At 28.2% G+C, this 13,411-nt stretch carries 13 protein-coding genes and 1 riboswitch; of the genes, 1 reads left to right on the forward strand and 12 read right to left on the reverse strand.

Going from position 1 to position 13,411, the window contains the following annotated elements:
- Window positions 1–192: 192 nt before the first annotated feature.
- The 7 genes from thiC to OM90_RS04730 all read right to left on the reverse strand — a co-directional run bounded on the left by thiC (window position 193) and on the right by OM90_RS04730 (window position 6,452).
- Window positions 193–1,503 carry a phosphomethylpyrimidine synthase ThiC gene (gene thiC / locus OM90_RS04700; RefSeq protein WP_058485745.1) on the reverse strand — a complete coding sequence of 437 codons (1,311 nt, stop codon included), beginning with the start codon at window positions 1,501–1,503 and terminating at the stop codon, window positions 193–195.
- On the reverse strand, window positions 1,496–2,569 hold the full coding sequence (locus OM90_RS04705) for a thiamine phosphate synthase (RefSeq protein ID WP_330381832.1): 1,074 nt from the start codon (window positions 2,567–2,569) through the stop codon (window positions 1,496–1,498). Before OM90_RS04705 ends, thiC begins: the two co-directional genes overlap by 8 nt.
- Window positions 2,562–3,185, reverse strand: coding sequence for a sulfur carrier protein ThiS adenylyltransferase ThiF (thiF, locus tag OM90_RS04710; protein WP_058485747.1), 624 nt, complete (start codon window positions 3,183–3,185; stop codon window positions 2,562–2,564). Before thiF ends, OM90_RS04705 begins: the two co-directional genes overlap by 8 nt.
- Before the next feature lie 11 nt (window positions 3,186–3,196).
- Window positions 3,197–4,303, reverse strand: a complete 1,107-nt coding sequence (gene thiH, locus OM90_RS04715) for a 2-iminoacetate synthase ThiH (protein WP_058485748.1) — start codon at window positions 4,301–4,303, stop codon at window positions 3,197–3,199.
- A gap of 16 nt (window positions 4,304–4,319) precedes the next feature.
- Window positions 4,320–5,102, reverse strand: coding sequence for a thiazole synthase (locus OM90_RS04720; RefSeq protein WP_058485749.1), 783 nt, complete (start codon window positions 5,100–5,102; stop codon window positions 4,320–4,322).
- A 1-nt stretch (window position 5,103) separates the two neighbouring features.
- On the reverse strand, window positions 5,104–5,304 hold the full coding sequence (thiS, locus tag OM90_RS04725) for a sulfur carrier protein ThiS (protein ID WP_058485750.1): 201 nt from the start codon (window positions 5,302–5,304) through the stop codon (window positions 5,104–5,106).
- A gap of 126 nt (window positions 5,305–5,430) precedes the next feature.
- Window positions 5,431–5,527, reverse strand: a riboswitch (TPP riboswitch).
- Between the two features lie 67 nt (window positions 5,528–5,594).
- A complete protein-coding gene (locus OM90_RS04730; protein WP_058485751.1) occupies window positions 5,595–6,452 on the reverse strand; it encodes a flagellin in 858 nt (285 codons plus the stop codon).
- A gap of 192 nt (window positions 6,453–6,644) precedes the next feature.
- Between OM90_RS04730 and OM90_RS04735 the strand changes: the two genes are divergently transcribed.
- Window positions 6,645–7,385 carry an acyl-[acyl-carrier-protein] thioesterase gene (locus tag OM90_RS04735; protein ID WP_058485752.1) on the forward strand — a complete coding sequence of 247 codons (741 nt, stop codon included), beginning with the start codon at window positions 6,645–6,647 and terminating at the stop codon, window positions 7,383–7,385.
- A 53-nt stretch (window positions 7,386–7,438) separates the two neighbouring features.
- Here OM90_RS04735 and OM90_RS04740 read toward each other — a convergent pair whose 3' ends face one another.
- From OM90_RS04740 to OM90_RS04760, 5 genes are read right to left on the reverse strand one after another with little or no spacing between them, the layout of a single operon-like run.
- Entirely contained in the window at window positions 7,439–8,029 is a 591-nt protein-coding gene (locus OM90_RS04740; RefSeq protein WP_058485753.1) for a TetR/AcrR family transcriptional regulator, read from the reverse strand.
- A 14-nt stretch (window positions 8,030–8,043) separates the two neighbouring features.
- Window positions 8,044–9,234: an ABC transporter permease gene (locus OM90_RS04745; protein ID WP_058485754.1), complete on the reverse strand. Its 1,191-nt coding sequence runs from the start codon at window positions 9,232–9,234 to the stop codon at window positions 8,044–8,046.
- Window positions 9,218–10,357, reverse strand: a complete 1,140-nt coding sequence (locus OM90_RS04750; RefSeq protein ID WP_058485755.1) for an ABC transporter permease — start codon at window positions 10,355–10,357, stop codon at window positions 9,218–9,220. Before OM90_RS04750 ends, OM90_RS04745 begins: the two co-directional genes overlap by 17 nt.
- A gap of 16 nt (window positions 10,358–10,373) precedes the next feature.
- Window positions 10,374–11,702, reverse strand: a complete 1,329-nt coding sequence (locus tag OM90_RS04755; RefSeq protein ID WP_058485756.1) for an HlyD family secretion protein — start codon at window positions 11,700–11,702, stop codon at window positions 10,374–10,376.
- 15 nt (window positions 11,703–11,717) lie between these two features.
- Window positions 11,718–13,286, reverse strand: a complete 1,569-nt coding sequence (locus OM90_RS04760) for a TolC family protein (protein ID WP_058485757.1) — start codon at window positions 13,284–13,286, stop codon at window positions 11,718–11,720.
- Window positions 13,287–13,411: the final 125 nt, after the last annotated feature.

Here is a 13,411-nt window from a genome sequence, read left to right on the forward strand (position 1 = left end):
TAATATTTTATTTTTTCTTTTGTAATGTTAATATATTACTTTATTTTTATTTTAAAATCAAATTTATTAATTAATTTAAATAATTCAATATATTATCTAAAAAAATAATTTTTTCTTTTTGTAAAATTCTATATATAAGAATATAAGTTATAAAAAAAGGAGTATTTAAAAACTCCTTTTTCTAAACTTATTCTATTCTGCTAAAAGATTTATATCTTCGCCTTTTAAAATCTTTTTCATATTTCTCATAGAACACATTCTTCCACACATAGTACAAGAATCTTCATGTTCTGGAGTGGATTCTTCCCTATATTTTATAGCTTTTTCTGGATCAATGGCTAATTCAAACATTTTATTCCAATCAAGTTCTGCTCTAGCTTTGCTCATTTCATTATCCCAATTTCTTGCTCCTTTTATTCCCTTTGCAATATCTGCTGCATGGGCTGCTATTTTTGTAGCTATAATTCCTTCTTTCATATCTTCTAAAATTGGAAGTCTAAGATGTTCTGCTGGAGTTACATAACAAAGAAAATCTGCTCCGCTTGAAGCTGCTATTGCTCCTCCTATGGCACTGGTAATATGATCATATCCTGGAGCTATATCTGTTACTATAGGACCTAAAACATAAAAAGGTGCTCCGTGACATAATCTTTTTTCTAGCATCATATTTCCTTCTATTTCATTAATAGCCATATGTCCTGGACCTTCTATCATAACTTGAACATTTTCTTCCCATGCTCTTTTAGTTAATTCTCCTAATACTATTAATTCTTCTATTTGAGAAGCATCTGTTGAATCATGAATACTTCCTGGCCTTAGAGCATCTCCTAAACTTAAAGTAACATCATATTTTTTACAAATTTCGAGAAGTCTATCGAAATATTCATAAAATGGATTTTCTTTATTATTAAGTTCCATCCATGCAAACATTAAGGAGCCACCTCTAGATACTATATGGGTAAGTCTCCTATTATTTTTTAATTTTTTAGCAGTCTCTTTATTTATTCCTGCATGGATAGTCATAAAGTCTACTCCATCCATGGCATGCTTTTCTACTACATCAAAAAATTCTTCTGCTGTTATATCTTTTAAATCTTTATCATAAAATCCTACTGCATCATATATAGGTACTGTTCCTATCATAGCTTTTGAAAATCCTATAAGCTTTTGGCGAAATTCTCTAGTTTTCCCATAAGAACTTAAATCCATAATAGATTCTGCTTTTAATTTAAGTGCATATTTTGCTTTTTTGATTTCTAAATCTATATTACAGCAATCTTTAGATATTCCTAAATTAACATTTATTTTCGTTCTTAATCCTTCTCCTACACCTTCTGGTTCTAAAGATGTATGATTTTTATTAGCAGGGATAACTACTTTACCTTTAGCAACTAATTCTCTTAACTTATCTACATCTATTTGTTCTTTTTGTGATACTATCTCCATTTCTTTAGTAATAATTCCTTTTTTGGCTGCATCCATTTGAGTTGTATAATTAAGCATTTATATTCTCCCTTTCAATTTTATTTTCTTTAATAATGTTTCTGAGCCTTTTAATTTTTTCTTGTATATCACAAGCTCCTACAATTTCTGAAACTAAAGCTATACATCTAGCCCCATTTTTTACTACAGAAGATATATTATTTTCTTTTATTCCTCCTATAGCTACATGGGGAATATCTATATTTTTTACTGCATACTGAAGATATGTAAGTCCTACTGGATCACATACATCCTTTTTAGTAAAAGTTTTAAAGATTGGACCTACTCCTATATAATCTGCCCCTCTATCTACAGCATCTCTAGCTTGCTTTGGAGAGTGAGTAGATAAGCCTATTACCATTTTTTCTCCTACTAATTTTCTAGCTTCTTCTATAGGAAGATCATCTTGCCCTATATGAATCCCATCAGCCTCTACTGCTAAAGCTATATCTATATCATCATTAACTATAAAAGTCACTCCTGCTTCCTTAGTTAATTTTCTTATTATCTTACATTCTTTATATTTTTGTAATTTATTTTTATTTTTTTCTCTATATTGAATAACTTTAATATCTGCTTTAATCATTTCTTTTACAACAGTAATATTATCTCTTCCATTTGAATATTCTTCTGCTGTAATACAATATATATCTGTATCTATTAACTTTTTCTTTTTTATATTTTTTAACTTATTATTATATATTTTCTCTAAATTATAAGATTCATATCTAAATCCTTCATAAAATTTTGATATTTCATATTCTCCTATTATTTTTAAACTTTCTTCTATTACTCTTAATCCTTCTTGAACTCTTTTAAAATTACTTGTAATTAATTGGTTTAAATTTTTTTTATTATCAAGATCACTTTTTTTAGAAATTTCTAGTCCTAAATCATTTATTGAATCCCTATAATCAATAATTTTATCCATATTACTTATAATTTTTCTGACTTTATGTCTAATATTTTTAAGTTTTTCTGTTAAATTATAATCTTCATAATAAAATCGTGATAAATCTTCTAAAACCCTAAACCCTTCTGATACCCGATTTATATTAGCATCTATAATACGATATATTTTATCCAAAATTTTCATCCTTTCTAAGGATATATTCTAAAATAATATCAGCTTGTTTTGCTGCTGTAATGTTTACCCTGGGAGATATAGGAGGAGTTTTTTCTCCTACTTCTGTTATTAAATCTCCTACTATATAAAAGTTATCTTTAATTTTATGAACTTTTATTTCATCGCTATTCCCCCATCCTCCTAAACCAGAAGCTGAAACTATTAACTTTTTAGAATTTATATAAGTTTCTACAATCATTTTTTTATAAATTGCTTTATCAAAGGCTTCTACTACTACATCACAATCATTAAATATTAAATCCATATTATCTTTATTTAGTTTAATCTGACTATCTTCTATATTAACATCCGGATTAATTTGCATTAAATTTTCTTTTAATGCCTTTACTTTTGGTAGTCCTACTTGGTTATAATAAAAAAACTGTCTATTTAGATTAGAATAATCTATAATATCAAAATCAACTATTTTAAAATTCTTAAAACCACTTCTAACTAAATTAAAAGCACAATTAGAGCCTAAACCTCCTGCTCCTGCAATACCTATTTTAACTTTTTGTATTTTTTTTAATCTTTTTTCTCCAATAGTATTCATAAGTGATTTTTCAAAATAATTCATAAATCACCTCTTTAAATAGCATGCCAATCTTTAAAAACTGGTTGGTATCCTCTTTTATAAATAGCATTTTTCATCTGATTTACATCTCTCTTATCAGATGTTTCAAATTGCCCAGTATAATTATCTTTATTAGAATGTCCTCCTACAGATGTAATAGAACCGGCGGACATTTTAGTTACTCCAAGGGGAATAATATTATCTCTAAATTTAGAATTCTCTCTAGTAGAAATAGTAATTCCAATTCTAGGCATAAAAAGTCTTATAGCTACCATAAATTGAACCATATCTCTATTATTTACTATAGCTCCTGGTTTAAAACTACCTACATGTGGTCTAATTCTAGGAAGAGATATACTAACTTCTGTATCCAAATATAAATTTTGAAGATAAAAAGCATGAAGGCCTGTAAAAAAAGCATCTCTTCTCCATTCTTTATCCAGCCCTAAAAGTGCTCCAATATTTACTGCTCTAATATTTGCTCTGCAAGCTCTTTCAGGAGCTTCTAAACGATATCTATAATTTTTTTTAGGTCCTTTTACATGCAATTTATCATATAATTCTTCATTATAAGTTTCTTGATAAATAGTTAATAAATCTACTCCTGCTTTTACAAGTATTTCATATTCTTCTTGTTCCATAGCATAAACTTCTATTGCAATAGAAGGAAAATATTTTTTAAGAATTCTAGTACATTCTTTAATGTATTCTACCGTTGCAATCTTTCTAGCATCCCCTGTAAGAATAATGATATGCTTAAGTCCCGTACTTGTTATAGCTTTAGCTTCAGCTTCCACTTCCTCTAAACTTAACTGTTTTCTTTTTATTTTATTAGAACAATTAAATCCACAATAAACACATTGATTAGTACAATAATTTGAAAGATATAAAGGAGTGTAAAGTAATATAGTTTTACCAAAATGTTGTATAGTAAGTTTATGAGCCTTTTGTGCCATTTCTTCTAAATAATTAGAGGCTTTTGGAGATAATAAAACTAAAAAATCTTCTATATTTAATTTTGATTTATTAATACTTTTTATAATTTGATTATCTGTAACACTACTAAAAAATTTATTAAAATTAAAATTTTTATATTTTAAATATTCATCATAAAAACTCATATCAATCCCTTCTTTATCAACAATTTTCTATTGAATCTAAAAATCCTGTTAATGGAGATGATGCATTAGCATATTTTGAAACAGATCCTAATCCTGCAAGATATGCCTTTCTTCCTGCTTTTACACTGTGGGAGAAGGCTTCTGCCATAAGAACAGGGTCTTCTGCACTAGCAATAGCAGTATTTAAAAGACAAGCTGCTGCTCCCATTTCCATAGCTTCACAGGCATCTGAAGGTTTTCCAATTCCTGCATCTACAATTACAGGTAAAGAAATTTCATCAATAAGAATTTGTATTAATTCTTTTGTTTTAAGTCCTCTATTTGTTCCTATAGGTGCTCCAAGGGGCATAACTGCAGCTGCTCCAGCATCTACTAAACTCTTTGCTACCATAAGGTCTGGACTTATATAAGGTAGTACCACAAATCCTTCTTTAGCTAATATTTCAGTAGCTTTTATAGTTTCATATCCATCAGGTAGCAAATATTTATTATCTGAAATCACTTCTATTTTAATCCAATTCCCACAACCGGCCGCTCTAGCAAGCCTCGCAATTCTAACTGCTTCATTAGCATTTCTAGCTCCTGATGTATTAGGAAGCAACCTAACATTTTTTGGTATATAATTTAAAACATTTTCAGATTTATCTTCAAAATCCATTCGTCTTAAAGCAACGGTTATAACTTGAGCTCCACTTTTTTCTATGATTTTAGGAATCATTTTATCATCAGAATATTTCCCTGTTCCAATAAATAAACGACTTTCTAAGACCACATCTCCTATTACTAATTTATCTTCCATTTTATCCTCCTCCTACAAATCTTAATACTTCTATGGAATCATTTTCTTTTAAAAAAGTATTACTCCATTCCTCTTTTTTAACGATATTTAAGTTATATTCAACTACAATAGTATCTGGATTTAAATTTTTAGATAAAATTAAATCCATAAGAGTAATATTTTCTTGAACATTTTCTTTTTTACCATTTAAGATAATTTTCACTTATTCACCTCCTGTATTAAATTTTCTAAATGCTAAGAGTACCTTTATACACATATAAAAAAAGCTTGCCCGCAGGCAAGCCTATATATTTACAATATATATAAAAATACATAAGTAATATATCTTATGAATTTCTATATGCTTCCCTACGGTGGTACTAACCACATCAGGTTCAAGGGTTAGGATTTCTCCTTCTCAGCCAATGGCACCCCTAGCACTTCAATTTATTAAATTTTTATTTATAAGTATACTCCTGTAAAGAATATTTGTAAAGACAATTTTTTTATTATTTAAATATTGTCACTATCATGAGAATCATCTAAACTTTTTAATAACATTAAAATACTTTGTCTTTTCATCTTAAATGACTGTGCTAAAATTGTTTGACTGGCCATTAAAAGCATATTATTCTTAGTATATTCCATCATAGTCTCTGCCATATCTGCATCTGTTATCCTACTTTCTGCTGCTGTTAAATTTTCTTCGTAATTTTCTAAGTTACTCAAAGTATGTTCTAACCTATTTTGCATAGCTCCTAAATTTGCTCTTTGAGATGAGACTATACTAATAGCATTATCTAAACTTTCCATAGCTTTAGTAGCATTATCTATTGTAGAAATATCTAAATAATTAATTCCTATTCCAACGGCAGTCATATCTCCAATTACTAATTCTACCATATCTCCAGCATTAGGACCTACTTGAAGATTTATCCCATTTCCTTTATCTTGTTTAGAACCATCTAAAATAGGCTCTGTATTAAATTCTGCATTACTTGCAAATTGAGAAATACTTTCTTTTAAATATTGAAATTCTTCATTAAGTTTTGCCCGGTCTTCGTCAGTATTAGTTCCATTAGCAGCTTGTACAGCTAACTCCCTCATTCTTTGTAATACAGAATGAATTTCATTCATTGTTCCTTCTGCTGTTTGTATAAGAGAAATACCATCTAAAACATTCCTTTGAGCTTGTCTTAATCCTCTAATTTGAGCTTTCATTTTTTCAGAAATAGCAAATCCTGCTGGATCATCTGCTGCAGAATTAATTCTCTTTCCTGTAGATAAACGATATGCTAATACATTTTGTCTTCTCTGAATATAATTCATATTATTAATAATTCTAAGTTCTGATACAAAATTAATATACATAATTTCACCTATCTCATAAAAATATAAAGATCTTTACATACATATATCGGTTAAAATATAATAATTCTTAAAATAATAAATAAATTTTTTATATTTTTCTTAATATTAATATCTTTTATAAATATAATATTGTTATAGCTTTGACAAATTTTTTAGTATGTATTAGAATTTTAAATTAAAAGGGGGATTAGTATGCATTATGAACATAGTTATACAATAAGAAGCAGTGAAATCGATAGTAATTATAGATTAAAACCATATCATATAGGATCTTTTTTTCAGGATACTATAGCCTGTGCTTTTGATAAGCAAAAAATCGCAGCCTATCATCTTAAAGAAGAAAATAAAACTTGGATGCTTGTTAATCTAAAAATAGATTTTTTAACCATCATGCCTTTTTGGAGAAATAACGTTCATGTATGCATATGGACTAGAGATATTAAAGGATTAAAACTTTTCATTGATTTTGAAGTAAAAAATGATGACGGAAAACTTATATCTAGAGGAACAAGTTGCTGGATTATAATGGATATAATTTCAAAAAGACCTGTCCCTATATCACAATACATTGACAAAAATGAATGTAAATATAAAGAAGCAATCCCTAATTTTAAGTTTACAAAAATTATGCCTATGGAAGGAAAAGAATATAAGCTTTCCCAAGTAATAAGAAGCTATGACTTAGATTTTAACCAACACGTTAATAATGTTCGTTATCTAGCAGGAGCTATTGAAACAATCCCTTTAGAATATCGTAAAAAACATTGGATTAAATCTGTAGAAATTATGTTTATGAAAGAAATTTTTTATAAAGATTTAATACATTCTTATGCTATCTTAAATGAAAATCAAAATATTTTTTATCATAATCTTATAAGAGATAATGATAATGCAGAAATATCTAGAATATTAACACAATGGGAAAAATATTAAAAAAGCCCATATAAATAGACAAATTGTCTATTTATATGGGCTTTTTTAGCAAGTTATTCTTTTAATAATTTTTTTATATACTCATAAAGAAAAGGTTTATATTCTTCAATGGGAACAGGCTTATTATATAATATAGAAGTATAACAAGTAGAACTAATCATTTCAACTATAGTAAAAAAGGTTATTTCTGGATTTTTTAAATTAATTCCTGACTCTTTAGCTTTATTAATAAACATATTTAATATCGATGAGTAGGTTTCTTCTAAAGAAGTAGAAATTGTTTTTTCATATAATCCAATAGATAAATTTTTATAAATAAATTTTAACAACATTGGATTTTCTACTAGATAATCTATTATAACATCTACAATAAATATAAATTGATCTATAAAATTATCAAATTCTTGATTACGACTAAGATTTATAGCATCTTCAAAAATTTTATAAGCCTGTTCAGCCACTATTTTTTCCTTTAAATCATACTTATCTTTAAAATAAAGATAAAATGTTCCTTTAGCAACCTTTGCTTTTTTTACAATTTCATCTACTGTGGTTTTATTGATTCCTTTAATGAGAAATAACTCAAGGGCTGTCTCAAATAATCTTTGTTTTTTTATTTTTTTCTTTTCCTCTGTTTTTCCCATGACCTCAAATCCTTTTAATTAGAAACTACATTAGAATTACTTTTATAATTTATATTAACATTTTTAATATCATTCTGTAAAGTAAATCTATAACTAAAAAATTTAACTCCTACAATTATATAAAATATTGAATATATTACTAATCCTATAATATTTATCCATATAGTTTCAAAAGGTACTCCTTTAAAAAGAACCTCATCTAAAGGTCTTGCAAAATTTACAAGAGGCCATATAACTTTTACTATATTTGCTAATAAAGTAGGCATTTGATCTATAGGCCATACATATCCACAGGTTACGAAAGTAGGTAGGGATAACATATAAGAAAATTGAGAAAACTTAATTTTATCTTTAAAAATTCCACAAAATATAAGAGCTGGTCCTGTAATAGCAAAAGCAAATAATATAAATAATAATAAAGCTATTCCTACATTTCCTCTTATCTCAACATTATATACATTATCTATAAAAAATATAGATATAAAACAGGAAGTAATGCAAAATATACAGCAAGCAATTAATTTAGCTATTACTCTTCTAAATGTATGTTCTTGTGCCACACTTTCTCCATCTCTAAGAAGAAGGGTTGCCATAGCTGACAACATCATTTGTTGAAAAAATACAGCTATAAATCCTATCATTAAATAATTCATATATGTCATCTTAGGGTCATACAAAAGTCTATCATTAAAATTAAAAGTTAATGCCATATTAGTAGCATCGGAAAGATTAAGTCCTCCCTTAGCACCTATTATCTTTATTCCTACTCCTGCTGATATGGTTTGTATAATAGAAGCTGCACCTGCATAAATATTATTCCCTATAATTATATTAGATTCGTCAATTAAAATAACTACCTTTGCTTCTTTTTGCATATTTATATTTTTATATAAATTAGGAGGAATATATATCCCTCCATATATTTCTCCATTATCTAAAAGAGTTTTTAACTCTTCTCTATTAGTTGCATAATGAGTAATATTAAATCTTTCATTATCATTAAAATACTGAATAATATTCCTGCTAAGAGAAGATTTATCTTCGTCTAATACTCCTATGGGAATTTCATTTACATAATTGTGATAATACGTTCCACCAAACCATACGGTAAGGGCAAATGGTGCAACAAAAAGAAGAAATAATACTCCCTTCCTATTTAAAATAAATTTTATTTCTTTTTTTATATAATCAAATAATAGTTTCATTTTTATCTTTCCTCCTGAAAGAAGCCTTCAACATTATACCTAATACACTTAATCCATACATTATTAATGAAAATATAAATAAAAATGCTATATCTCCCATTAGATTGTTAAGAGTTCCTTTTAAAAATAGATTTCTTATATTATCTGCAAAATGATAAAAAGGAATAAACCATGCTAAAAAAGAATAACTCTTAGACATAGAAAGTACTGGCCATGTATATCCTGCCATAATCGTATTGGGAATAATAAGCACTCCTACAACTACAATTGCTATAACTCTATTTTCTATTAAAGTAGAAACTAATATAGCTAGAGAACTAACAGCTAAGGCTAAAAATAAACTTAATATGAAGGCTTCTAAAAAAGATCCTTTAAAAGGTATCTTTATGATGTAAATTTGTAAAAATATCGCTAACATTAAACTTATTGTTCCTAATAAAGCATAAAAAACTATCTTCCCTAGTAAATAACCACTGACATATTTTATGTTATTTTTATCTTCATATATTATGCTAAGAACTGCTGTAAGTGCAATCCCAATTTGACAGATTGCCATACCCAGCCCTGGAGTAAGGAAATTATTAAAACTTTTTGTAGGATTATATAAAATTCTACTAGAAAAACTTATGGGCATAGCTACATTATAGCTTTGATTTTCAGTCATATTAAGCCTACTTTGTATTTGTTTCATTTCCGCTCCAGTTTTTATAGTCAATAATATTTCGCTAGCTATAGTTTTAGCTGTACTAGCTATTGACATATGACTTCCATCATATAAAAGTAATATGGTAGGAGATTTTAAAGTAACTACATCTGAACTAAATTTTTTGGGAATAATCATACCAGCCCTAACTTTACTCTTATGTATCCATTCTTCTAATTCTTCTTCATTTTGAGCATAAATTATATTAAATGTTTCATTATCTGAAAAATATTTTATAATTTGTCTACTTAATTCTGAATTGTCTTTATCCAATACTGCCATAGGAATATTAGTAATAACATCTTTAGATAATTCCCACCCTATAAGTAAGTTTACAACTAATGGAATTATCATTATTATAAAAATAATCATTTTATCATTTTTTAATTTTACATATTCTTCTAAGAAGCTTTTTATCATTTTCTCACAACCTATCTTAAAATTTTACAAAAGCAGTTAACCCCGGTCGTAGAATTTGTTCATCATTTTCAATTTTTATTTTTACCCCAAAGGAAACTATATCGAAATCTCCATTTTCATTAGTTGCTCTTTTTACTGCAAAATCAGGTTGTTTATTAATAGAAGATACTTTACCCTTAAATACCTTATCTGGATAAGCTGGTACTTTAATTTCTACTTCTTGATTCTCTTTTATCTTTCCTAAATCTGTTTCTTTTACACTAACTTCTACCCATGCTCCTTTTATATTGCTTACTGTTGCAATAGATGTCCCTGTAGATACTAACTCTCCTTCTTCAGCATTAATAACAGTTACTATTCCATCTTGTGGCGCAACAATCACTGTGTCATTTAAGTACGCTTCTACCTCCTGCAATGCAGCTTTTGCTTGTTCTACTTGAGCTTTTCTTACTTCTACTCCTGCTTGTGCTTGATATAAAAGTGCATTAGAAGCTTGCAAAGCCGCTGTTGCTTGACTAAGTTGAGCTTTTGCTGCTACAACTCCTGCTTCTGCTTGATCAACTCTTGTTTGACTTGCTGTAACTGCTGCTTCAGCCATCTCATTAGTAGCTTGAGCCGCTTTTTTATCTTCTTCTCTTGCTCCTTCCTTTGCCATACTAAGGGTTTGTTCTGCAATATCTAATTGAGCTTTTATTTCATCTAATTTTTGTTGAGAAACAGCACCCTTTTCTACTAATACTGAAACTCTATCATAAGTTGCTTTCATTACGTCATAAGCTGCTTGAGCTTGAGCAATTTCTTGTTCTCTTGCCCCATTTTGTGCTTTTTCATTAACTGCTGCTGCCACTTCTTGTTGTTTTTTACTAGCATTTAATCCTGCTTTAGCTTCTTCTAATTTACCTTCAGCTGCTTCAACTCCCGCCTGTGCTTGATTAACTAAACCTTGAGAGGCCTCAACTCCTGCCTGTGCCTGTTCTAATTGAGCTTGAGCTGCTTCTAATCCTGCTTCTGCTTGTTGAAGTGCTGCTTCTGCTTGTGCCTTTTTAGCCATAATTTCATCACTAGATATCTCAACTAATTTATCTCCTGCTTTTACTTCTTGATTTTCTTCTACATAAATTTTTTTAATTCTTCCTGGAATTTTAGAATTTATACTTACTTCTTTAGCTTCAATAAATCCTTGAACTATAAATCCTTCCTCATCATCAAATAGCCCTGTTTCTTTTTTTTGTTGTACATATACTCCAATTGTAACACCTACTACAATAACAAGAATAATAGCACCTATTCCATAGTATACTTTTTTATCTTTTATATGATTTAAAACTTTTTTTATTGTTTTCATTTTCCTTCCCCCTTATTAATAAGGTAATATACCTATATCATTTAAATATTTAAGTCTTGCTAAATTATATCCATTAGTAATTTCTATTACTCTTTCTTCCATAGAAGCTAAATTTTCTTCTGCTGCAATAACTTCTACCATAGTTCCAGACATAGATTCTATATTAAGATTTTGTAAAAGCGCATTACTTATTCCATATCCTGCTTCATATTTTGCTTTAGCAATTTCAAGATTTTCCTTAGCATTATCCAATAATTCCTTAGAAGCTTCTAAGGATTTTTCCATAGCCTTTAAAGTAGTATAGGACTGTCTAATTTCTGCTTCTACATCTAATTTTGTTTTATTATATTCAATTTCTGCTTTTTCAATTAAAAGTTCTGCTTCTTTGTATTGATTATCGTTATGGTCATAAGTTTTATCCACTGCTTTTTTCAATTCTTTATAAATCGCAACTTGTGCTTTAGCTTTCTTTATTTCTAATCTTGCTCTAAGTCCTGATTGTATACCTTTATCTAGATCAAAATCCTCAATTTCTTCTGCTTCCTTTTCCACAAGAATTATTTCTTCATCCAAAGGTATATTTAAATTTTTCTTTAATTCTGTCATAGCATTAATATAATCTTTTTTCTGAAGTTCATAAGCTATTTCTGTTCCTTCGTAATAGGATTTTGCAAGAAGCATATCATCTTTTGATTTAGCTCCTACTTCATAAGCTGCCTTAGCTAATTCATACTGAAGTAATCCTCTTTCCCTAGCTTTATCTTTAGCTTCTAAAAGTTTTTGCTGTTTTAATGCTTCATAATAGCTATTCTGTATAAGTAATGCTACTTGGTTCTTATAAATATTATAAGAATAAGCTGTAACTTCATTAGAAATACTTGCCATCTCTTTCAATAAATCAGCTAAAGCTGTTGCATCTAACGAAGAAATTGTACTAGTTCCTAATTTCCTAGCTACGGTTGTCATAGCAAAAGTAATGGTAGCATCATATTCTGATTTTGCAGATAAATATTCTTTATTAGCCGCTTCTAAAGCTTCAAGTCCCTCATCAAGTGCCACTCTATTTTCATCTAATTGTTCTTGAACACTAGCTATAATACTTTCTACCATGTCTCCTAACCCAACTTCATTAAGAAAAGACCTTATATTTGTACCTTTTGGAATAGTATATCCATTAGGCAAAGGAATATCTTGAGGTGCTATTCCATTACTAAGAGCTGCCTCGGCAGAATCTAATTGTGCTAAAGAATCATAAGCTTCAATTCTTCCATCATCTAATTCATAAGAAGCTGATAATAAATCGTATTTTGCATCATAAAGGTCTTGTTTACTAGAAGTTGCATTTTTATCAATAAGTTTAGCTAATTCAACTTCTTTTTTTACTTGTTCTAATAAAAAACTATTTTCTAATCCTTTTTCTATTGCTTCATCTAAAGAAAGAACTTTACTTTCCTCCTCACTTTCTTCTTCCACATCAGATTCAATTTCTTTAGCTATAACTAAACTTGGAAAAATATTAACTATAACTAATATTAAAACTAAAGTCCATGAAATCCATATTTTCTTTGATTTTAACTCTATCATTTTATCACCTTCTATAATATATTGACTAACAGTCATTTTTTGTTATACTACAAAACTGACTATTAGTCAATATATTTTTTTTAAAATATCATGATATTTTTTCCAACAAAAAAAGACCACTTAAA

Origin of the sequence: Defluviitalea phaphyphila, from assembly GCF_001466305.1 — a bacterium.
Classification (GTDB): Bacteria; Bacillota; Clostridia; order Lachnospirales; family Defluviitaleaceae; genus Defluviitalea_A; species Defluviitalea_A phaphyphila.